Source organism: Paenibacillus sp. yr247 (assembly GCF_900103825.1).
Lineage (GTDB): Bacteria > Bacillota > Bacilli > Paenibacillales > NBRC-103111 > Paenibacillus_E.
In genome coordinates, this window is the sequence record NZ_FNIF01000003.1 from 298,165 (window position 1) to 320,512 (window position 22,348).

At 43.5% G+C, this 22,348-nt stretch carries 18 protein-coding genes; 5 read left to right on the top strand and 13 right to left on the bottom strand.

Features of this window, described 5'->3' with window-relative positions; genetic code table 11:
* Positions 1-102: 102 nt before the first annotated feature.
* From BLT91_RS10425 to BLT91_RS10445, 5 genes are all read right to left on the bottom strand, one after another.
* Positions 103-2,067, bottom strand: a complete 1,965-nt coding sequence (locus BLT91_RS10425; RefSeq protein WP_175532215.1) for a hypothetical protein — start codon at positions 2,065-2,067, stop codon at positions 103-105.
* Positions 2,064-3,059, bottom strand: a complete 996-nt coding sequence (locus BLT91_RS10430) for a phosphotransferase family protein (RefSeq protein WP_175532216.1) — start codon at positions 3,057-3,059, stop codon at positions 2,064-2,066. The genes BLT91_RS10425 and BLT91_RS10430 overlap by 4 nt, the downstream gene beginning before the upstream one ends.
* An 18-nt stretch (positions 3,060-3,077) precedes the next feature.
* On the bottom strand, positions 3,078-4,205 hold the full coding sequence (locus BLT91_RS10435) for a glycosyltransferase family 4 protein (protein ID WP_090820447.1): 1,128 nt from the start codon (positions 4,203-4,205) through the stop codon (positions 3,078-3,080).
* A 285-nt stretch (positions 4,206-4,490) separates the two neighbouring features.
* The gene (cysC, locus tag BLT91_RS10440; RefSeq protein WP_254776873.1) at positions 4,491-5,105 is read right to left on the bottom strand and encodes an adenylyl-sulfate kinase; all 615 of its coding nucleotides are present in this window, start codon (positions 5,103-5,105) and stop codon (positions 4,491-4,493) included.
* On the bottom strand, positions 5,105-5,935 hold the full coding sequence (locus BLT91_RS10445) for a PHP domain-containing protein (protein ID WP_254776874.1): 831 nt from the start codon (positions 5,933-5,935) through the stop codon (positions 5,105-5,107). The genes cysC and BLT91_RS10445 overlap by 1 nt, the downstream gene beginning before the upstream one ends.
* A gap of 226 nt (positions 5,936-6,161) precedes the next feature.
* Here BLT91_RS10445 and BLT91_RS10450 point away from each other — a divergent pair, with 226 nt between their 5' ends.
* A complete protein-coding gene (locus tag BLT91_RS10450) occupies positions 6,162-6,356 on the top strand; it encodes a hypothetical protein (protein WP_090820451.1) in 195 nt (64 codons plus the stop codon).
* Between the two features lie 173 nt (positions 6,357-6,529).
* Here BLT91_RS10450 and BLT91_RS10455 read toward each other — a convergent pair whose 3' ends face one another.
* From BLT91_RS10455 to BLT91_RS10465, 3 genes are all read right to left on the bottom strand, one after another.
* Positions 6,530-7,372: a sulfotransferase family 2 domain-containing protein gene (locus tag BLT91_RS10455; RefSeq protein ID WP_217635203.1), complete on the bottom strand. Its 843-nt coding sequence runs from the start codon at positions 7,370-7,372 to the stop codon at positions 6,530-6,532.
* Positions 7,373-7,378: 6 nt separating this feature from the next.
* Positions 7,379-8,134, bottom strand: coding sequence for a sulfotransferase domain-containing protein (locus tag BLT91_RS10460; protein ID WP_217635204.1), 756 nt, complete (start codon positions 8,132-8,134; stop codon positions 7,379-7,381).
* A gap of 100 nt (positions 8,135-8,234) precedes the next feature.
* Positions 8,235-9,056 (bottom strand): sulfotransferase family 2 domain-containing protein, encoded by an 822-nt coding sequence (locus tag BLT91_RS10465; RefSeq protein WP_090820455.1) that lies wholly within the window; start codon positions 9,054-9,056, stop codon positions 8,235-8,237.
* A 157-nt stretch (positions 9,057-9,213) separates the two neighbouring features.
* Here BLT91_RS10465 and BLT91_RS10470 point away from each other — a divergent pair, with 157 nt between their 5' ends.
* Complete coding sequence (locus BLT91_RS10470) at positions 9,214-9,870, top strand: hypothetical protein (RefSeq protein ID WP_090820457.1); 657 nt, start codon at positions 9,214-9,216, stop codon at positions 9,868-9,870.
* Between the two features lie 9 nt (positions 9,871-9,879).
* A complete protein-coding gene (locus BLT91_RS10475; protein ID WP_090820459.1) occupies positions 9,880-10,671 on the top strand; it encodes a HipA family kinase in 792 nt (263 codons plus the stop codon).
* A gap of 72 nt (positions 10,672-10,743) precedes the next feature.
* On the opposite strand, the gene BLT91_RS10480 is transcribed toward BLT91_RS10475, so the two are convergent.
* The 3 genes from BLT91_RS10480 to BLT91_RS10490 all read right to left on the bottom strand — a co-directional run bounded on the left by BLT91_RS10480 (position 10,744) and on the right by BLT91_RS10490 (position 17,907).
* Complete coding sequence (locus BLT91_RS10480) at positions 10,744-11,367, bottom strand: hypothetical protein (RefSeq protein ID WP_090820461.1); 624 nt, start codon at positions 11,365-11,367, stop codon at positions 10,744-10,746.
* A gap of 148 nt (positions 11,368-11,515) precedes the next feature.
* Positions 11,516-16,636 carry a WIAG-tail domain gene (locus BLT91_RS10485; protein ID WP_175532217.1) on the bottom strand — a complete coding sequence of 1,707 codons (5,121 nt, stop codon included), beginning with the start codon at positions 16,634-16,636 and terminating at the stop codon, positions 11,516-11,518.
* Between the two features lie 104 nt (positions 16,637-16,740).
* Positions 16,741-17,907 (bottom strand): glycosyltransferase family 4 protein, encoded by a 1,167-nt coding sequence (locus BLT91_RS10490; protein ID WP_254776875.1) that lies wholly within the window; start codon positions 17,905-17,907, stop codon positions 16,741-16,743.
* Positions 17,908-18,171: 264 nt separating this feature from the next.
* On the opposite strand from BLT91_RS10490, the gene BLT91_RS10495 reads away from it, so the two are divergent.
* On the top strand, positions 18,172-19,272 hold the full coding sequence (locus tag BLT91_RS10495) for a YheC/YheD family endospore coat-associated protein (protein ID WP_090820465.1): 1,101 nt from the start codon (positions 18,172-18,174) through the stop codon (positions 19,270-19,272).
* Between the two features lie 54 nt (positions 19,273-19,326).
* Here BLT91_RS10495 and nagZ read toward each other — a convergent pair whose 3' ends face one another.
* Entirely contained in the window at positions 19,327-20,673 is a 1,347-nt protein-coding gene (nagZ, locus tag BLT91_RS10500) for a beta-N-acetylhexosaminidase (protein ID WP_090820467.1), read from the bottom strand.
* Positions 20,666-20,965, bottom strand: a complete 300-nt coding sequence (locus BLT91_RS10505) for a hypothetical protein (RefSeq protein WP_090820469.1) — start codon at positions 20,963-20,965, stop codon at positions 20,666-20,668. Before BLT91_RS10505 ends, nagZ begins: the two co-directional genes overlap by 8 nt.
* Positions 20,966-21,534: 569 nt before the next feature.
* Between BLT91_RS10505 and asd the strand changes: the two genes are divergently transcribed.
* Positions 21,535-22,323, top strand: a complete 789-nt coding sequence (asd, locus tag BLT91_RS10510) for an archaetidylserine decarboxylase (protein ID WP_090820470.1) — start codon at positions 21,535-21,537, stop codon at positions 22,321-22,323.
* Positions 22,324-22,348 lie beyond the last annotated feature (25 nt).

The window sequence follows — 22,348 nt, forward strand, 5'->3', positions numbered from 1 at the left end:
TTCATACTATGCATATAACTAGCGCGAAACATGGACGAATAGCAGTGAAGGTGAAAAATAGTCTCTTGTCCTCAAATGCGGACCATATACCGAATTTTATTGTTAATTGGAATTGAACTCATCAACCCCTATCTCGAATGAAACGGTAGAAGAGGTAATACCAAGTGCAAGGCAAAAGCCGTGACCGAATATCGGACTGCGCGGGATATTCCAACTTACGGCGACTGAAACCGGACGAACCCAGGCAAATATACGGTCTGTACGAAATCCCCGTTTATCCCCGTCCTCGAAGGGAACGATTGCTTGCCGGCCCTCGCGCAGCAGACGCAAGTAGTCAGGGGAAAGCCCAATATCAAGGCAAAGGGGAAGCTGGGTAAGCGGAATTTGTTCATAACGGATGCCGATACTGCTTCTGCCCTTTGCAAGCGTAAATCGTTTTATCAAGCCGTAGGCCGGGCTGTTTGGCTCTCGATTGACAATGACCAATTCCACCTCACCATCCGGTTTTGTTTGCAGTGAAATCGTCTCGTAACGATCATGTTCGAAGCCATAATCGGCTAAAGCACCGGGGTGATTCCGTGGAACATCCATAAAATCGTTGAGTTGCTCCAACCAGTTCCAGTCGTCCGAAGGATTACCTACGACAAGAACACCGTCATTATCTTTGAAGTGAAATACATAGACGATGCGTCCGCCAAAGCGGGGAGTAATGATTGCTGCGAATACCTCGTTGCGCAGGATAACTTCCTCATTCCCGTCAACGTCCAAATCTTTTATGGAAACGAGAGCTTTCCCTTTCGTATCCGGATCCGCCCCCCATTTTGCCGCTTCCATTAATATATAGCTCGTACGGGCGTGACTTGCAAGGGTACGAGCCCAAGGGGCGGGAGAGCCTATCGAGTCTTCTCGTGTCATATCTTGATTGGGGTCAGTGTGAATACTGTTTGGGGCATCGTGCCAGCCTGTTTCATAAGTGCTGGCCAACAAGTGTTTACGGGCCAAATCAAGTAATGTAGGTGCTATATCGCATTGAGATGAAAGCAGCTTTAGTCTGTCCCAAGCTTGCTTAATCATGTTCTGGTACGGCATCCAAATCGGTGATCCCGCCCATCCCATATAATCTTCACCGGCTCCGAATTGCACGGCCAGTTCCCGGTAAGTACCCGGCTCAAGGGAGCGAGGGGGGCGGATTGTATGGCGGCTCAACCACTGATTTAGCAAGACAGGTTGAATACCCTGACTGCTTACGAGCCATTGAAGAAATCGCCGATAATGGTTGACTGCTTGTGGATTCCATGGGGGCACACCTGCTGCCTTTTCCATGTCGTCACCGTAAATAGCGATGACATCCCTGCCACTGCGTATCTCCTTACCCAATTGGGACATGAGAAAATCAAGCTTATACTGCTGCTGATCCGTCTCCAAAGGGATATTTAGGCGAATTTCTCCTGACAACGGCAGGGCAATAAGGCCGTTTCCGCGTCGGATATAATGGGCCTCAAAAAGCTCAGGCCTAAAACCGCAGCTTTGGTCGAATTGGTGTCGTCTCCATTTTGCAACAAATAATCGGTCGTCTCCCAAAATGTAGTGAAAACCCTTGTTTGCTAGAGTTGTGTCAGTAAGTACGGGACTAAGCCGTTCCGTATTCCAAACACGTTCGGGTACCCAGAAGCCGGTCACCTCAGAAGGATGTACACCCAGCCAATCTTCAATTAGGCTGAGCTCCTCCTGTATTTGGTATCGGTTATGTTCACGGTCAAACAGCGGCATAATGTTTTGCGAATAAGAAGATCCGATTACTTCTAATAGTCCAGACTCCCGCATTTCAGCGATTTCTTCAAGAAAACGGGGCTCGAACCAAGCACAGGCTTCTATCAATGTACCGCTGATGTGGAGGTGAAGAGGGATGTCATTTACGGAGTGAAGCTCAAGCACCGCACGTAAGCCGGCAGAAGCATCTGGGGGACCGACAATCTCGGCAAGTCCCGCCCGGTTGGGGTAACCGTTTGTAATTAAGTACTGATTCGCATGATGGACGATAGCAAAAGGGACTCGGGAATCTTTCAACCGAATCCCTTCCCTTGCAGGGCTTGCTCACATTCGCCCAGAAATACGTCAACGATGTCGAGGGTGCCATCTTTTAATACACATAAATGATAGTGCAGGCTCTCAAACAACGAATTGGCTCGGTACAGGAACAGCCGATCAAGAAACGATTGGCGGTCATAAAAAGGATGAAAGTCAAGATAACTATCTATGAGATGCCTTACTACGGGATCGAAATAATGAAAATCCCTTTGCTTAAAAAAACCGCTTAACTGAATTTGACAAGCGAGATAAGCCACATCCCAAGCGGGATCTCCCGCGAAATGATGGTCGAAGTCAATCGCGTAGACACGATGTCCATCGAGAAATACGTTATTTGGATGAAAATCACCGTGAAGTAATACTGGGTGGCCCGTCCACTTCATTGCAGATTTTGTAAGTAAGCCGTTATAAATGGATTGAATATCTGATAATTTGTTCGGAACCGCGATTTCAAGATCTTTTACAAAACGGTTGATATTGGCGTTCGCCCTCGTTCGTTCGTTTTTTTGAATATTGGCAGGGGGGATCGAATGCAGGCGAGAGAGCCAATTGGCTGCAAGAAAAGCTGCTTGCTTGACATCTGTGCCTGCATGGATACACTCATGCAATGTTCTCCCCGGTGCTTGTGACATCAGGAGCAATTGCCAGGTCTCTAAATAAGCAATGGGTCGAATGATTCTATAATACGGGTCCGTTCCCATTCCGCGATCCCATACATATTGCATCAATTGATAGCTGGCGAGCCCCTTCTCTCCATTTGAATAGAGCTTTCCAACTACGATTTCCAGGGCTTCTTCACCTTGTTGATTAGTATAAGCCATGCTATATTCCAAAATAAACTTACGCATTTTTGCAGTAGATGAAACGAGTGTGGACGTTAATATACGCCTGCAGTCGCCTGTAGGACTTGCTTCATAGGCAGATGTGATCTGTTCTAAAGGGGGAATCGGCAGTTGTTCATCGTTAACCATTCGTATATGCTCCATTCCTCATTTATTTCTCAATACCTCTTGATATAGGGATTGAGTATGAAGAGCGACGCGTTTCCATGTCCAACGGAGCGCTTCCTGGGCTCCGTTTTGTCCAAAAGTTCGTCTAAGGTGATGATTATTGAGCAGGACTAGGATGGTTTGCGCCAGCTCCTTCGGATTGTTCGGTTCAACCTTCAAAGTATTCTTGACTATTTCCCCAGCACCGGTAGCAGTAGAAATGATTGTCGGTAAACCGGCGGCCATGGCTTCTAAAACAGTAATTCCAAACGGTTCAGATACGGCCGGCAAAACAAACATGATGGCATTTCTATAGCAGTTCAGCCATTGATCCCCAAGCACATTTCCCGTAAATTCGATGCGATCGTCAATCCGCCATCTTCGCGCCCGGCGACGCAGAATGCTCAGCAAATCCCCATCGCCTGCAATCATAAATCGGACATTGGTTTCAGCGAGAACCATTCGGGCAGCCTCCAAGAAATTTCCCGGTCCCTTTTGGTCGGTTACCCTGCCGAGAAAAAGGATATGCCCGGCATTTTGCTGATAATCCCGATTGGACATCTGTTTAAAAGGAGCCGCATCAAGACCGTTATAGATTACCGTTGTTTTTGCTGGATCGGCATGATAATAGTCGACGAGATATTGTTTCGTACGCTTGGAAACTGTGATTGTGTGATTTACATTGCGAAATGCTTCTTGTTCGATCGCTAATATTCCGGCATGAGGCAACATACCTGCCGCCCGGTCGGATTCGGTAGAGTGCACCGTCCAGATCAGTGGAATGTTATGGATCCTAGAAATACGTGTTGCTGCGAAAACTCCCATCCAATCATGTGCGTGAATGATATCGATCCCATCCGGTATGAAAGATTCTTCAAGCAGTGAGCGGAATTGTTGTACCGCTTCCCACGTGACGCCAGTGTTATAAGCAGAAGAAGAATGCGGTAATTCCACTCTATACAACGCCATCCGCTCAGGTATATCGAATTTTGTTTGTCCATCTGAGGGAAGATAAAAATCAATATGAATCCCCAAGCCTGTCAACTCACGGACAATCGCCTGGCAGTGAACACCGAGTCCCCCTGAAAACAGCGGAGGATATTCCCAGCCGATCATAGCAACTTTCATATAAATCAACCTGCTTTCTCACTCGTCATCATTTGTTGCGGAAACTGCGGAAAGGCTTTTACATGTTCTCAATAAATTTGACTATGATATAAAATATGAAACTTATATTAGAAGAGAAACGGCGGTCATCTACTAACTAGTTTTATTTTGCCATTATGGTAATAATAGGGAATACACTCATATAAAACCCTCCGATAAACAGTTTTTATTCCATCCTGACGGATGGCCTCTTTTTCACTGTTAACCTAGAGGGCCCAAATGATTTGGTCATATACCCATGCGCTTTCACCGGTCCTGCTCAAGATAGCCTTTTCCCTGTAAATAACATAGGATTTTTCCCACCGCTTCACTTACCGAAAGATTATCGCTTTCGATCATAATTTCCGGACTTAAAGGAGCTTCATAGGGGGCGGTTATGCCTGTAAAGTTTTGAATTTCTCCCGTTTTGGACTTCTTATATAATCCCTTCGGATCTCTTCGCTCACACTCTTCTATCGTGCACTTTACGTAGATCTCGATAAATTCTCCTTCTGTAAAAAGGGAGCGGACGATGGCACGGTCTGCCCGATAAGGAGAAATAGTGGCCACGAGCGTGATCAGGCCCGCTTCTACAAATAACTTGGATACTTCTCCAATCCGTCGGATATTTTCTGTCCGATCCTCCGGACTGAAAGACAAATTTATATTTAATCCATGACGGAGATTGTCTCCATCTAATATAAAGCACCTGATCTGTCGGTTAAACAGTTCCATCTCCATCTGAGCCGCCAGCGTCGATTTGCCCGCCCCGGACAAACCGGTAAACCACAGGACGCAGCTTTTATGTCCATTTATTTTATGACGGTCTTCTTTTTCTACTTTTGTATGCTGCCAAACAATATGTTCCGATTTTGCTTCCACTATGCTTCCTCCTTCCATTCCAAACCGAATTCTCCCAATTGATGATCATCGTTATGAAAATCTGAACCACCTGTCATGATAAGATGAAACTCATGTGCGATATGTTGATAACGGGTATTATCGTCTTTGTTATGTTTCCGGTGCCAAACTTCTATTCCGTCGAAAGGGAACTGCATTAATTCACGTATGATTTCATCGTTGCTGAGTAACAATGGATGAGCTAATACAGCTATGCCGCCCGTCCGGTGAATGAGATCAATCCCCTCCTGAGGGGAAATAATCAGTTTATCCATGGCACAGGGTTTTCCGTCCGCCAGATATTCGTCAAACACGGTTTGGTAATCCGATACATATCCCTTCTTAACGACAGTCATGGCAATATGAGGCCTGGCAATGACACTTCCCTTGCTGAATTCTTTCACATCATCCATAGTGATGGGCATTCCCAATTCCACGAATTTTTGGACAATACGCCATGCCCGCTGCTCTCTGCCCTCTCGCATACGGGCCAAGGTCTCGTTGAATTCGGAACAGGCGATCACATTGTAACCGAGTATATCGACACTCATGCCTTTATATTTCGTACTTAATTCGACTCCAGCGATCACGTTGACTCCGAATTCCAGTCCTGCTTGCTGAGCTTCCTTGATTCCTTCAATCGTATCGTGGTCTGTTATCGCAATGGTCCTTAACTCGGCGGCATGAGCCTTTTGCACGAGCTCTCTAGGAGAGTAAATACCGTCGGACGCAGTAGTATGCATATGAAGATCATAATAACCTGACTCTAAAACTTTGGTTAAATCCACTAACATCACCTGTTTTCTGATCACATAATCCACCTTCATTTTAAATTTCTATTCTACTATTTAATGCGCATAGAAAAGCTATGGTGTTAAACTAGCATCTAGTTTAATAGAAAATCAACGATTGTCACGCTGTATAAGGCCCTAATCTATGAAACATTAAAATTTTGTTATTCTACCATTACACATGTCCGTATCCATTTCATGTTCTTTTGAATTAAATAAATTATCTTTAACGAATGGAGGGAGAAACATGGCTAAAGAAAAAGTATTGAAATTTGAAATGAAAGAACAAAAATTAAATGCAAAAACAGCCAAAAAAGCAGCATTGAAAGAATGGAAACTTCAAAAGCAAACTGCAAAGGCAACTTTTAGGCAGGAAAAAGATGCACTAAGAGCAAGACAGAAAGCTGACATGTTAGCAAGAAAAGCGGAAAAGCCAAAATAACAAGGACGCCTAAATTTAAATACTCCTAGCCAGATAGCCTGAAATCATGTAGATTTCAGGCTATCTAGCGTTTCATCAAAGGGAACGCTTGGACACCTGAGGAGTCCGCATAAAACAAAGGCTCCAGAAAAAAACTCATTGATCCGAGCTTTTTCCTGGAGCTACAATGTTCTTTACACGCCATTTTGCTGAATTCGAATATAATCATGTAGTTCTTGTTTGGATGGATGATCCAGAGCTTGAATTTTCAGCTCCAAAAGATTTTTCGCGTAGTGATATAATTCAATGTCTATTTCGTTATGTTTCACTATTAAATCGATGAAAACTTTGGATATCTGCTCTTTTGCAGGACGACTAGCCGTTACGTTTTTCTTTGCGTAATTTATATGTTCCCAACCAAATTGTTTCTTCATCAAAAATAAAGATTCATCGAACATTTCTGTTATGCCTACAATTGAAAAATGGTTATGGATATTTTCTTTGGCTAGTTGCAAATCAGGTATATTTCCTCCGGATAAATAACGGGTCTGGAAATTAAAAAACTTTGGTTTGGTAATAAATTCTTCAAAACTTGTGTCTGTTTTAAAATGATTTTTTCCAAGAAAATAATAATAATGTGAAATCACTCGATCAATGGGTTCACGAAGCATTGTCATATAGGTATACGGTTTTGACAAATAGCGATGCATACCAAAGTACATGTGACCGTAAATACAATTTATATGTTCGTCTCCCTTGGGAACTTGTTGAAAATAGGTTTCCAGATGTTCCACATAACAACCGATTTTGGTTACTTTCTCATTTGGTATTTCGTTTAATAATGTTTCTACCGTTTGTGGATCTTTCACCTTAATAATTTCACTTATATGATATTGTTCATCAATGATTCTACCTAAGGTTTGTCCACCTGTTTTAGGTACATGTAAAAAAATAAGCAATTCCTTTTCACTCTCATTTTCATTATGATTAACAAAAAAAATTCTCATGTTTATCCCCTTTCCATCTCTTAATGACACTAAAAGTTATTCTTTTTCCCAACCAAAATCTCTCCCCAAATATTTATATAATCTCTGGTTATGCGGTCTAAAAAAATCCGTTAAACGTTTTCTTAGATGATCTTCCATCTTTGAGTAGCTGCCGACATTCCATTGTTTATGATCTGTTAATTCCCAGTTTGGCAAGTTCAGAAAGTCGGTTACCTGTTTGAAGCCTGTTAGCGGGTCAGCAAAGAAATCCTCGCTTTTTACGATCAAAAACTGTTCTTTAGGGAAATAATTCATCCAACGTTTTAATTGATCCGCATAAATCCCCCTAGTCAAATAGGAGGTGCTAAGCGTTTTATAATTTTCAAGCGTTTTCTTCCTCTTTTTGTTAAATTCTTCCTCTTCTTTTGCTATAGCGTCTATAAAAGAAAGAGTTTCCTTCCCTTTCCTCGCCATATGGTGGTAGTGGGAATAAGCCCTGTCTACGGGATTTCTTAATAACGCGATTAGTTTCACCTGAGGCATTGTCTCGAAAACTCTCTTTGGAACATCGGGGTGGATGATATAACGAGGACTCGCCTCACCTGTTACATAATTCTCCTTATAGTCCGATAACAATGGAAAATGATCTCGATACCAATCAGGACCCAGCTCATATTTTTTATCAAAGTAATGTACTTCTTTTTTTATAGCAGGAGTGATATATGGAAGCTCTACTAAATTTCTATACAGTGTAGATGTCCCGCATTTCATAGCTCCAATGATAATAAAATGCGGCATTAGCTTTTCATTCATATTTACAGCCCTCCTAGTAAACCCAATAATTTATATTATTCAAAATAAAGAATGAGGGTACGGTAATGCGACTATAAAAAAAAAAAATAGGTAAGTGTTATCAATGCGTCTGATTTTGTTGATTTTGAATAAAAAAATGAAGTTCTTGTTTGGATTGATCGTCTAAAGTATGAATTTTCTGCTCCAGCATATTTCTGGCATAATCATATAACTCGATATCCAGTTCATTATGTCTCTTAACTAAATCAATGATTTCTTTGGACAGCTGATCTCTTGAAGGACGATTTACCGTTACGTTTTTTTTGGAGTAGTTAATATCTTGCCAGCCAAATTGTTTTTTCATTAAAAATAAAGATTCGTCAAACATTTCCGTTATGCCGACAATGGAAAAATATTTATCTATATTTTCTTTAGCCTTTTGGATATCAGGTGTATCTTTGGGTGTAAATTGTCCAGAGATATATTGAGTCTGCACGTTTCTGTTTAAATTATCGCTAATAAAATCTTCAAAGCTGGTATTTGTTTTAAAATGATTTTTGCCTTGCAAATAATAATAGTGTGAAATCACCCGGTCAATTGGTTCCCGAAGCATTGTTATATAGGTGTACGGTTTATTTAAAAAACGATGAGCCCCAAAGTAGATGTGTCCGTAAATACAATTAATATTTGTATCCCCCTTCGGAACTTGGTTTAAATAGGCTTCCAAATGTTCAAAATAACAACCGATTTTTGATGCTTTTGCTTTTGAAATTTCGTTTAATAATGTTTCTAACGTGAATGGTTTTTTCAGCTTATAAACTTCACTTATATGATATTGATCCTCAATTATTTTAGTTAATGTTTGTCCGGCTGTTTTGTCTATGTGTATAAACAGGATTACTTCTTTTTGCCTTTCATGACCATGAATAAAATAAAGCCTCATACGGATCCCCCTTTTGACATATTTCCACAGGCTCTCTTGGTATATTATTCAGTATAAAAAATAGGGTCGCGGTAAAATGACGATGACAAAAGCCGTTTCTATTACTTGCCGTCTACATATCTTATTAACAAATAAGCATATCAAGGGGGCACTGCAGATGATTCGTCATTTAATCAATGAATGGATAAAAATAAAAGAAGCAAATCTGATCAAAGAAATTAATAAAATTACTGCAATCAGACCTGGAACCGATGAAGACGGACTGGTCGAAGTAGATAATCCAACAGACCTTACCTTATTGTATTGTCATGAGAAATACGCCGTCTTTCGCCTTGATGCGAACCGCAGCATTAAAATCTATGCCAAAAAAGGCGAGGCGGAACAGGAGTATCGCATCATGCAATTGGGAGCAGAGAGAGGAATAAGTCCCAATGTGTACGATTGGGGTCCGAATTTTCTGGTCACAGAACTTATTAAGGCACCTACAATTGCCCAATATTTGGAAGCTAATACTTTGACCAAGGAACTGACTGAACGCCTTATCCAACTTCTGGATGACCTAGAGGAAGCGGGTGTTAGCAGCAATCAAGCTCTGGAAGATATTTTCTTGCTTCCGGACGGCAGTCTTAGGGCAATAAATATCAAAACCAATCTTGATAAAAATCCTCTATTTCCGAAAAAAATGATCAAAGGAATGGGAAATCAATTCGGTACCTTCTTGCAATATGTGAAGGAAATCGACGGTGCTTTATTTAGAATATGGAGCAGTCAACCGGATTTCATCACATATGTGGAGAAAAAAAATGAGGAGTGATCTTTCCAAATGTCACGTTATTTGAAGCCCCTTCTTCATTTGCTTCAGTTGCCGAAAGGACGTTCCAAACCGCAATTAATCCGTTTTAACAACGGTAACGAATATGTCGTGAAATTTAAAAATAATAAATCGGGAACGAGAGTTTTGGTCAACGAATATGTTGCCGGAAAACTGGCGCTGCTGCTTTCCCTGCCGGTGGTTCCTTTTCGTCTTGTATATATAGCAAAAAAATTCATCAATGAGAATCCCACGCTGATCGAACATAACTTTCAATCGGGTTATCAGTTGGCAAGTTTATATATTAAGGACAGTTCGGTTCTGAAAGTATTCCTTCCGTTAGATCAACTATATGAAATCAAAATAAGCAATCGCGACAAATTGGCCGGAGTCATCGCATTTGATTATTGGATCGGAAACTACGACCGTAACAGAAGTAACGTACTTCTTAAACTCCTGCCCAATGGAGAGTATCATTGCTTTATGATCGATCATGGCCATGTCTTTGGAAAATCATCTTGGACAATAGAATCACTCAAAGAGACGATTCCTAACATGGCTACTAGTTGGAGGAAAGTGCACAGTCGGTTCTTCTCTATGCTTCAAGGAGAAGAAGAGATTGCTGCATATATTGATAAGATTATGAAAGTACCTGACCAAACGATACATCAAATCGTACGCTCCATTCCTAGAGATTGGGAAGTGTGTGATCAGGAAAAAGAAGCTCTTGCTGAATATCTGATCCAATCAAAAAAGAGACTGCCCAGTCTGAGTCTCCCCCCAGATGAAACGCTTACCCACTAATAAACCAATTGTTCTTCGCATACGGGCAAATAATAAAAGGTTCTTCAATAAGCTGAAGAACCTTTTTAGTCTCTATCTTTTTTTCTTCATACTTTCCATCAGCGACTCGAAGTTTGGATGGTTAGTCCAGCGTTCGTACCATTTCGGGCTGAGTTCCTTGACAAAATCAAGAAATAGTTCCGCTTCTTCTCCCATGCCTTTGATCAACTTTTTCGGCAGCCAGACGGGCTCTTTCTTAATCACATGGACTACGTCTATTGCCTTCATTCCTTCGCCGGGCAGAACATAAATATGACGCGTTGCGTGGTCGAAACGATTAAATCCCAACTGTTCGAAAGTGTCTAATAAATGAATGATTCTTCTGCACAAGTCTTTTGTCAAAGGGTAATTTTGCAAATAATCCAACAGAGAAGGGACCTTCAAATATTCCATCACAATATAGTTGGTGCCCCAAAAAAATACTTTCGGACAAATGCCGGCCTTGCCGCCCAATTGTAAGGCATTCAATTCCTTTATCGGGCTTTCATTCTCGAAATATATTTTTACGCAGCGCTCATCATCAATCTGGAAAACTACACCTTGCTTGCCTGCTCCCAATAATCTGAAAGTTGTCGGATTGTCAATCTTGATGTTGTAGGGCGGTTTCCATACACGGATTTGTTTCACTTTCTCCATGATCTCCTTTTCCAAAGCCATTGGCTTTTCACCTCCCTCACCTTGTTGCTGATTTCATTCTAACGAATTGATTTGATATTCTATGAAATACTCATATGTTTTGAAACGGTATTTGTCCAAGCGCACAAAAGGATCATGCGCAGTGGCACGATCCTTTTCTAGCAGATTACTATGCTCTTGATCCTACAGAAATCCAGTTAATAATGCCATAAACATCCGGCGAGAACCGTGCTCGCACGACTGACAATTGTGCGGAATCCGTCTGCTTTTGTTTAATAACTGCATAACAGGATGGATGGCTAGCTGTAGCTGTCAGAACATAATTTACATCCGCATATGGTTCGTCAAATACAATGTTTACTTCCACGATTTCGTCGAGCACCTTAAATTCAAAAGGAACCAGACCAAATTGTTGAACAGATGCAGGTTTCACAGCAGAAAGCTGTATCGACTTGAAGCTCAGCTTAGTCTCATCCACACTGCCTGCAGCCAGGTGCTCACTGCTAACCGCTCCAGCAGTCAATTTACTTGCGTCTACACTGCTTGGAGCCAGATGATAGCTGCTGATTGATCCGTATGCCAGTTTACTTCCATCTATACTGCCTGTCGCTAGCTTGCCGCCGGATATTGCCCCTTCCGACAGGTGCTCACTGCTTACGGCACCAATAGCCAACTTACTGCTGTCTACACTACCTGAAGTAAGTTTTGAGCCGTCCACAGCGCCTTCCGCGAGATGATCGCTGCTCACAGCACCAACACTCAGCTTGCTACCGTCCACAGCTCCGTCCGCTAGATGCCAGCTGCTGACTGCGCCTGCTGTCAATTTACTGCTGTCTACACTTCCTATCGTCAATTTACTGCCATCCACACTGCCTGCTGCCAGCTTCGTTGCATCAACGGAACCGACAGCCAGATGCCAGCCACCTACTGTACCACTTGCCAGCTTACTGCCGTCCACACTGCCTGAAGCCAGCTTCGTTCCGCTCACAGCGCCGTCGGCCAGATGCACATCGCTAACAGCACCTGCTTTCAGTTTAGTGCCGTCAATACTATCTATGGATAGCTTCGATCCGTCCACAGCGCCTTCCGCAAGATGAACGCTGCTCACTGCACCAGCTGCCAGCTTACTGCCATCCACGCTGCCTGCAGCCAGCTTCGTTTCATTCACCGCGGCGTCGGCCAAATGCACACCGCTAACGGCACCTGCTTTCAGTTTAGTGCCGTCAACGCTATCTATGGATAGCCTCGATCCGTCCACAGCGCCTTCCGCAAGATGGACGCTGCTCACTGCACCAGCTGCCAGCTTACTGCCATCCACGCTGCTAGCCGATAAGTGATAGCTGCTGATTGCCCCTGATGCCAGCTTACTGCCATCAATACTGCCTGCAGCCAGTTTTGCGCCGAACAATGCACCATCTGCTAAATGGTCGCCCATCACGGCTCCTGGGGATAATTTACTGCTGTCTACACTATTTGCAGCCAATTTACTACTATCGATCGAGCCATCCACGATATGACTGCCGTTAACCGAGCCTGCTGTCAGCTTGTTACCATCCACACTGCCAGCTGCCAGCTTCGAAGCATCCACCGCACCGTCTGCGAGATGATAGCTGCTCACTGCACCAGCCACCAGCTTACTGCCATCTACACTTCCAGTTCCCAGCTTCGCGCTTGTAACTACGCCAATACCCAGATGTTCGTTACTGATTGCACCATCGATTAGTTTGCTGCCATCCACGCTTCCCAGGGCCAGCTTTGTTCCGTTCACCGCTCCTGCTGCGATATGATCACTATTTATAGCACCTGACACCAGCTTGCTGCTGTCTACACTTCCGGGTGCCAGCTTCTTTCCGCTTATCGCTCCATCAACAAGATGATCCGTGTTCACAGCACCAAGTGCTAGCTTGCTGCTTACTACACTGCTATCTGCCAGCTTTGACTCATTCACGATACCTTCGACCAGATGGTTTCGGAATACAGCACCCTCAGCCAACTTGCTGGCATCAACTGCGCTGTCCGCAAGATGTTCACGTTGGATGGCGCTTGAGATCAGCTTACTGCTATCCACACTGCCTGAAGCCAGTTTGGCTCCATCAACAGCTCCATCCGATAAATGCTCGTTATTCACTGCACCAGCAGTCAGCTTGCTGCTATCCACGCTGCCCGTTGCTAGTTTCGCGCCATATACTGCGCTATCCGCAAGATGATAATTGCTTACGGCTCCAAGCACCAGTTTGCTGCCGTCCACTGAATTCGCAGCGAGGTTATCGTTTTCTACAGCACTAGCAGCCAGGTGCTCGTTACTAATAACGCCTAGTCCAAGCTTCGCTCCGCTCACAGAACCGTCAGCCAGATTCACATTCATGACAGCACCTGTTGTCAGCTTCGTGCTATCGACACTTTCCTTCGCTAGCTTAGCATTGCTCACAGCACCATCAGCGAGATGTTCACTGTTTACTGCGCGTACTGCCAGCTTAGCGCTGCTGATCGCACCATCGGCTAAATGCCTCGAGCTAAGCGCGCCGGCAACCAGTTTACTCCCATGGATACTTTCATTCGCAAGCTTTGCTGCTGTTATGGCACCATCCGCGATATGCTCGCTATGAACAGCTCTGCTAGAAATCTTTCGACTCGTTACACTGGAATCAACTAATTTGGATTCTGTAACTGCGTTCTCTTCTAGTTTGCCAGTTGTTACCGCATGATCCTGCAGAATCCAAGCAGAGACAGATCCGGCCTGCAGATGCTGCATGCTAACCGAGCCGTTAGCCAGCTTTTCTTCCGTTACTGCTCCTTGTGCAAGCGTCTCTGTTGTTATGGATTGCTCGGTAAGCTTCGTGCCGTCTAAGCTCCGATCTGCAAAAATGCCAAGTGTAATCGAGCCTTGGGCCAAGTGCTCCGATGAAATCGAACCTGCCTTAATGTGAGTGCCTTCAATAATACTTTCTTGCAGATGACGTGTTTCGATTGACATAGACGCGATTTTGGTACTTGTCACTGCTTCTTCAGCAATTTTGCTCGTAGTAATGGTCTGATCTTGCAGATGTTGTGTTGTAATAGCTTCCTCAGCGATATGCTCACGATGAATAGCCGACTGTTTGATCTGTTCATCGCCAATCGCACGATTCCCAACATGCTTGGAGCGAATAACACCTAAGCCCAGTTTATCACTGGTAATGACTGCATTTTGGAGATGTACCGTACCAATAGTACCCTGTGAAACGTGTATGCCTAGTATGGCTCCGTCTGTCAAATGCTCACTGCCAATGATACCCGGCTGCAAATGATCGGTAGTGATCGTGTTTGCTGCTATCTTATCGGACGTCACACTTTCTTCCTTCAGTTTCGATGCATCTACACTGCCATCCGATAATTTCTCTGTCGTCACGGCTCCCTCTTCGAGTTTAGAGCCAGAGATAACACTATCGGCAAGATGTGTGTTCTTGATGGCATTCTCGCTAATATGTCTTTCTTCTATGATGCTGTCAGCCAACTTGCTTGATGTAATGGACTCAGCTTGAAGCTTCGAACTAGAAATAATGCTATCTGCCAAATGCCAATTCTGAATCACTTGCTGACGGATATGTTTTCCCTCAATCGAACTCTCAACCAGTTTCGATGAGGTGATCGATTCATCTTGTAGCTTTGAATTGGAGATCACATGATCGGAAAGATGTTCGTTCTGGATCGCTTGTTGAGAAATGTGCCATTCTTCAATTGCATTTTCTGCCAGTTTGGCCGATGTAATCGATTCGTCCTGTATCTTCGAATTAGAAATGACATTGTCTGCGAGATGAATGTTTTGTATCGCTTTCGGGCGAATATGCTTTTCTTCTATTGCATTTTCAACTAATTTAACCGATGTAACCGATTCATCCTGCAGCTTCGAGTTGGAGATGACATTGTCTGCGAGATGAATGTTTTGTATCGCTTTCGGGCGAATATGCTTATCTTCTACTGTATGATCAGCTAATTTGGCTGAGGTAATCGATCCATCCAGAATCAGATTCGTATAGATGGCGCTGTCAGCGATATGTTCGGCCTGTATGGCGCTTGATGCAATGTGCGAGGTTCTAATTGAACCATCAGCAATATGCTCTGCTTGGATAGAAGTATTCAACAAATGCTTGGCTTCAATGGATTGAGGGGCGATTTTCTGATTAGTCACGGCTTGATTGGCTAGCTTTTCCTCTGTGATTGCAAATGGTGCTAATTTATCCCATGTAATAGAGTTATTTTCCAGGTGGTAGCCTTCTATCGCTCCATCAGCAATATGTGTTGCTTCAATCTGACTTGGTGCTATGCTTCGGCTCTGTACGCTTCCATCGGCTAAATGCTCGTTGAAAATAACTTTAGGCTGGAAATGAACGGAGCAAATGCTTGCATTGGCAATTTTCTCTTCCGTTACGGCTTGATCTCTTAACTTATCCGTTGTGATGGATGCATCCATCAGTTTGGCGGTGTCGATACTATAATTGGACAAATGCTTAGCGTGTACGGAGCCGCTACGAATTTTTTCTGCTGTAATCGATTGGTTATCAATGAGCTCACTCGTAATCACAAGTTCTGATAAATGCTGCGGGAGAATGGAACCGTCCGCAAGCTTTAAGGAATCAATTGTATGATCGGCTAGCTTTTCCGCCGTAATGCTGTTATCAAGCAGCTTGCTTCCATGAATCGTGTGATCCTGAATTTTGTCGCCTGTGATGCTTAGCGGAGCGATATGCTCATCGTGAATAATATGGTTTGCAATTTTTTCTCTTGTTACACTCCCTGGCGCCAGCTTCGAATGCTCAATAGCAAAATCCTTAATGACCTTGGTGCCTATACTTTGTGGCTTGATTTTACTCTCATCAACGGAACGATTGGCGATTTTCTCCCAAGTTACCGCTTCTTCAACAATATCATCTGTGTAAACAACTGGGTTTACGAATTTACCTGTTTTACGTTCAGAAAGCAATAACAGCGGGGGCGCAGGTGTCGATGTATTAGAGAGACTTATCACTTGTTTATTCGGTTTGCCTGAATCACCTAATGGGACTTTAATAGTTCCTTTGGATTGCGGTTGCGTCTGCGGTTGCGTCTGCGGTTGCGTCTGCGGTTGCGGTTGCGTCTGCGTCTGCGGTTGCGGTTGCGTGTCATTCAGAGCAGCCTTTTGACTCGTTTCCACTTTCTCCTGCTTAACTGAAGCAGGTGATGGTTCACTATCATCGAGCCATTTAAGCTCATTCGTGCTGGAGTTCACTTTTTGCACATAAGGCCTTACTCTGGTGCTCTTACGCTTACTCATAGACTCCTCTCCATTTCTCCAAGAATTAGTCACTTGTAACATATTCAAGCTTGGAAAGAGATGTACGTTAGCCCGAAAAAATGTGCGCATACCTAGGTAAATAGTTATTTCCCCAACATGCTTTTGTATAAGTCGTACCGCACCTCGGCTGCCTTTTCCCATGTAAATAACTGATTAACTCTTTGAATACCCAGCTCCCCCATGGCCCGCCTGAGCTCTTCATTTTCTAACAATCGCAGTAAATATCGAGGAAGATCCGCTTCTAAGCCTTCAAAATCAATTAAATAGCCTACAGTCCCATCAGCAATAACCTCCTGAATGCCTCCTGAGCGTGTTGCCACTACAGGTATACCGGAAGCCATTGCCTCTACGTTAACTAATCCAAAAGCTTCTCCCTCTTCAGATGGGACTGTTACGACATCAGCGATGTGATACCATTTTGGAATGTCTAAATGAGAGACATAAGGTATAAACCGTACATGCTGCGGCATCGTACTGCCTTCTCTGTACAACCTTTTCACATATTCAGTTAATCGGCGAGATCCGTAAAAGGCGCTTCCAACCAGAACTAAAACCGTGTTCGGTTCCGTTTCTATAATGGTCTGCATCGCTTTCAAAAGGTGGTGCACGCCTTTTTTCGGAATTAGGCGACCGACGAATAGAATGATCTTACGATTCTCGTAGCCTAGCTTTTGAAGCAGTTTTCTGCGAGATTCACTCCCCTCTGGAGACCATCTCGATGTGAATCGGGAAACGTCCACTCCCAGATGTTGGGTAACAATTTTATGAGCAACAGACGGGACCTTATCCCGTACGGACTGTTTCAAATAATCACTATTTACGATAATGACATCAGTCGCGGCTAAGCATTCTGTTAATTGTTTACTTGAGATATGAGGCTTGGAAATAAACAAATTAGAATGCAACACCAGACTTATTACGCATCTTGGATAACGCTTTCGCAAGTATCTTACGAAGTGCGGTCGATTTTCAACTTGAATGATAGCAGGCTTAAGATTTGCGATCTGTTGACTAATGGCGGATATATAGGATAGGGGGCTTTCATAACGGACTCTTATATAAGTACTTCCACCTCGAACTTCACGCATCGGTTGATAGGACGTTTTCCTCCCTAGCACATAAACCGGCATTCGCTTCACTAGGTGCTCGGCTGTTTTCTGCACAACTTGTTCAACTGAGCTGCTAATTCCTGAAGGTACGGGAAATGAACCCGGCGTAACGATTACAACACGCATGGATCTCTGACTCACATGTAATTCCCCCTTTCAATGTATCGCCTTCTTCTATACATATGCGGATATAAAGGCAAAGTTTGGGTATTCGTCCCGCTTCTTCGGGAAAGTATCAGCATCCGTACAAACAAGCTGCTTTACTTTTCCATAAGCTGTATTGGAGCCGCTATCTTTCAATGAAAAATAAAGCATAACTTACACTGAAAGCTTTCTGGCGAAAAACTCTAAGCATAATCTTTCGAAGCCAGTTTTTCTGGCGAAAAACTCTAAGGAGTGAAGTAGATGGTAAATCCCTATGTGGGTATTTTAGTCAACAATTCCTTGTACACAGGCATTCCCCTGGGGAATACAAAATATGAAGCCATTCAATATTACAGTGATGCAGGCAAGGAATATGGCATCACTCCCTGCTACTTCCGCATGCAAGATGTACGAATCGATACGATGAAGGTCCATGCATATATTCAAAAAGGGAGTCAATATATCCGAGAATGGATCGAAATGCCCAAAGTCATTCATAACCGAGCAATTTACTTAGATCATGCTTCTTATGAGGAACTGGAAAGCTGGACACAGCATGGCATTCATGTATTCAACCGTTGGAATAGGTACAGCAAACTGCAAATCCACCAATTTCTTCTACAGGATGAGCTCATTAGACCTCATCTGCCTGGTACTTATCCAGCCACCATGAAAAATATGAAAATCATGATGAGTGCCTACGATTCTATCATTATTAAACAGACGAACTCTAGCATCGGACGCGGCGTTATGAAGATGGATCGAGTTCCTAACGGTTGGCAGCTTATTTATCCAGCTACATTAAGAATCAGCAACAAAATATGGCGTCAGCTTAGCTTTAGAAGACAACTTCCCTTGACCCTGCTACGCAAAATTCATAACCGTGGCTATATCTTGCAGCAGCGCTTACCTCTGGCTACTTTTGACGGGCGTCCATTCGATTTGCGTATCTCTGTTCAACGCGGGGCTTTCGGCGAATGGGGAGTGACAGGTATCGTAGCCAAAGTCGCTTCACGCAAGCTCTTCGTGACCAATGTCGCTCAGGGTGGCGAAGTACGAACACTGACCGATATTCTAACAGCCGAGTATCCGTCTCTGGATCAATCTGCCGTGTTTGCGCAAATTACAGATTTTACACTTCGAGTCGCCAAGTTTTTAAGCATGAAACTCCCCCATTTGGCTGATCTTGGACTTGATGTTGGGATTACATGCGACGGATATCCGTTGTTCATTGAATGCAATAGTAAAGATCAACGGTATAGCTTCAGGGAAGCTAATATGATGGAAGAATGGAAAGCCACCTATTATAACCCTATTGCCTATGCCAAATTCTTATTAGACGGAGGCACCCCACCGCTTTAATAGCGAAAAAAATAACACCGTGCCTTGCGCATATACGCGTAGGAACGGTGTTATTTATTTGCTGTTGGCACCAAGTACATCGCGCACTTCAGCGTTTAGTTTATTGATATCAGGAACTTTAATCGGATGATCATCTAGTTGATATTTCTGTTTCACCTTCATGACTTGACGCACACTTTGGTCTATCGTTTCCATCGGAATTCTCCCTGATTTAACGGCTTCTCGCAGCGCTGTAATTACTTTTATGGTCTTTTCGTAGTCGTGTCCGACCATAACGATATTCGCCCCCGCAAGAACTGACTTCACGGCTGACTCACCTAAATCATAGTTCTTGATGATGGCTCCCATCGTCATATCATCGGTCATAATTAGCCCCTGAAAGCCCATTTCCTTTCGCAATAAGTCGGTCATTATTTTTCTCGACATCGAAGCTGGATTATTGGCGTCTATTTTAGGCAGCAGAATATGGGCAACCATGATAGCATCGGCCTGATGCTTGATGGCTTCCGCGAACGGGATTAGCTCCAGCTTACGCAAGCGGGCAAGATCATTCTGAACGATCGGCAGTCCAATATGCGAATCCACCGACGTATCGCCATGACCCGGAAAATGCTTCACCACAGGGACGACCTGCTGATCCTGCAGTCCGTTCATCATTGGAATACCAAAAGAGCTTACAATAGAAGCGTTAGATCCAAATGAACGATCTCCAATGACCGGATTATTGGGATTGCTATTGACATCAAGATCCGGAGCGAAATCCATGTTCAAGCCATAGGCGTTCAATTCTTTCCCAAGCAAATGGCCAATATTATAGGCTAATTTCGTACTCCCCGTTTTCCCGACTTCCTTACTAGTCGGTGTTTTCGTAATCTCATCCGGCAGCCGTGTCACTCTTCCGCCTTCTTCATCAACACCTAACCAAAGTGGAAGCTTATTTACAGCATTTGTCTCTTTCAATTCATTTACCAGACCTACCAGCTGGCTCGTATTTTTCACATTCGGTTTGTATAAAATAATGCCGCCGACGTGATAGGTTTCAATAAGCTCGCGCGCATGTACATTCATACTATACTCATCGATGCCCGTTATAATCATCTGTCCTAACTTTTCTTCCAGCGTCATCGCTCTGTCGTCACTTGTTGGGAGCGGTGTCGGTGCAGCTACCACACTCGAAGGTGTCGGAGCAGTTGATGGTGATGGTGATGGTGTTGGTACTGTGGGTGATGGATTATCTCCTTGATGAGATAAACAACCCGTCATTAATAATGAGAGCGCAGCTGCACACACAGTGCCTCTGATTAACATAGGTATACTTCGGTTCACATCTTCACCTTCCTTCACTTTCAATCCTATCCTCTTAACGTTAGTCCACGTATAATTGTTGTATGACTTAATCATTACTTCTTAGCTCCCTCAGCATCCAAAACAGGATTAAATAAATCCCATAACACCCTAAGTAAGCTCCACTAAACAGGAATAAGTCATTTTTGAAAATGCCGTGAATATTCGTCATAAATACGGTCTCATCCCTTAAAGTCTCATAAACAGCGAGCGCGCTGATGATTCCAAACAGATACGCACATCCCACAGCTAGCGCATGATACACTACTCGGAATGCTGCAAACAGCCAAGCACTGATCAGCATGCAAGGCGGAATCAGAAGGATGAAAATTGTAATTATAATGGACATATCTCATTTCACCTCTTCATCAGCATTGACGGTTTCCTTATTGTAAATACCAATTACATATTGTTCCATTTTATGATATGATTGATATTGAAAATGAAGCGTTTACATTTTCTTTTCCTGCAAGGACCCGACTTATATCCATCACAAGGAAAAGAGGTCCGTCAATGAAAAAGAATATCGCCATACAGTATTCGCAGACCCTGGATGCCGCTTTTGAGCAAATCGCAAGGTGCAAGTCCTGTGCGAGTATTTCTGATCATTCCTCACGAACCCCTGTCCAGTGTATTAAGTTCGCCGGCTCCTCAGTTCCCATCTCTGTTAACCTCGCTGCCTGCCATACCTGCGGGGATTATAAGCTAGCATATTCCACGCCAAACAGCCGTTAGGCTGTTTTTTAGTGCCCCTACCTTTCAGTTCCTTCACAATTCGACAATTGATTCTTTTATCTTTCTGTGGCAAGATTAGCGAAGAACCATTTATAGGGATCTTTGATCTTGATCAAAGTCTCTAAGCATGAAAAGATCTTTGATCAAAGTCTCTACTAACCACGAATGAACAGGAGTTATTCTATGTCAAAACCGTTTTTTCGATTGCTAACGGAACTGTCGTCACGCAAATGGGTATCACAAGTGACAGGTGCTTTTGCCAGATCCAAAGCAAGCCGGATTTTCATTCCACGTTTTGCCCAAACCTACGGTATACGTGTCGAAGATGCTGAAAAGCATGTAAAAGATTATAAGTCCTTAAATGATTTTTTCACACGCAGATTGAAGCCCGGATTACGTCCGATCCACGAAGACTTAACTCGCGTAGTTAGTCCTGTTGACGCCATGATTACAGGCATCGGCGACATTAAAGAAGGCTTAATAGTAAATGTCAAAGGCCAAGACTATACGATCGAAGAGCTGCTTAATCGATCACCTCGTACGGTCAACTATAAAAATGGCTTCTATTTCGTTCTGTACCTCAGTCCTACAGACTATCACCGCATTCATTCGCCAATTAATGGCGAAATTCTTGAAAAAGAACATGTACTTGGAAAAGTATATCCTGTGAATGAATTCGGACTACGGCATATGCCTAGAGTACTTAGTCGTAACGAACGGTTAATCACATTTATTCAGCATCATGCAGGCGAAGTTGCTGTTGTTAAGGTCGGCGCACTGAATGTTAGCTCAATTCAATATGTAAAGCCTCTTCCCAAAACGCTTGAACGTGGTCAAGAACTGGCATACTTTGAATTTGGCTCAACTGTCGTTCTTCTTTTTGAAGATGATATGTTTGAACCTCGTCCAGATCTGCAGCTTGGTTCTAAAGTAAAAATGGGAGAAGACCTCGGCCGTTTCCTAGAGAAATAAAGGAAACTGAGATCATGAGAGGAGA

What these genes read in the sequence shown, in the direction of transcription:
- BLT91_RS10430 (WP_175532216.1), bottom strand. Translation starts at nt 3,059, where the DNA reads ATGGTTAACGATGAACAACTGCCGATTCCCCCTTTAGAACAGATCACA.
- BLT91_RS10435 (WP_090820447.1), bottom strand. Translation starts at nt 4,205, where the DNA reads ATGAAAGTTGCTATGATCGGCTGGGAATATCCTCCGCTGTTTTCAGGG.
- BLT91_RS10450 (WP_090820451.1), top strand. Translation starts at nt 6,162, where the DNA reads ATGGCTAAAGAAAAAGTATTGAAATTTGAAATGAAAGAACAAAAATTA.
- BLT91_RS10460 (WP_217635204.1), bottom strand. Translation starts at nt 8,134, where the DNA reads ATGAATGAAAAGCTAATGCCGCATTTTATTATCATTGGAGCTATGAAA.
- BLT91_RS10465 (WP_090820455.1), bottom strand. Translation starts at nt 9,056, where the DNA reads ATGAGGCTTTATTTTATTCATGGTCATGAAAGGCAAAAAGAAGTAATC.
- BLT91_RS10470 (WP_090820457.1), top strand. Translation starts at nt 9,214, where the DNA reads ATGATTCGTCATTTAATCAATGAATGGATAAAAATAAAAGAAGCAAAT.
- BLT91_RS10475 (WP_090820459.1), top strand. Translation starts at nt 9,880, where the DNA reads ATGTCACGTTATTTGAAGCCCCTTCTTCATTTGCTTCAGTTGCCGAAA.
- BLT91_RS10480 (WP_090820461.1), bottom strand. Translation starts at nt 11,367, where the DNA reads ATGGCTTTGGAAAAGGAGATCATGGAGAAAGTGAAACAAATCCGTGTA.
- BLT91_RS10485 (WP_175532217.1), bottom strand. Translation starts at nt 16,636, where the DNA reads ATGAGTAAGCGTAAGAGCACCAGAGTAAGGCCTTATGTGCAAAAAGTG.
- BLT91_RS10495 (WP_090820465.1), top strand. Translation starts at nt 18,172, where the DNA reads ATGGTAAATCCCTATGTGGGTATTTTAGTCAACAATTCCTTGTACACA.
- nagZ (WP_090820467.1), bottom strand. Translation starts at nt 20,673, where the DNA reads ATGATTAAGTCATACAACAATTATACGTGGACTAACGTTAAGAGGATA.
- BLT91_RS10505 (WP_090820469.1), bottom strand. Translation starts at nt 20,965, where the DNA reads ATGTCCATTATAATTACAATTTTCATCCTTCTGATTCCGCCTTGCATG.
- asd (WP_090820470.1), top strand. Translation starts at nt 21,535, where the DNA reads ATGTCAAAACCGTTTTTTCGATTGCTAACGGAACTGTCGTCACGCAAA.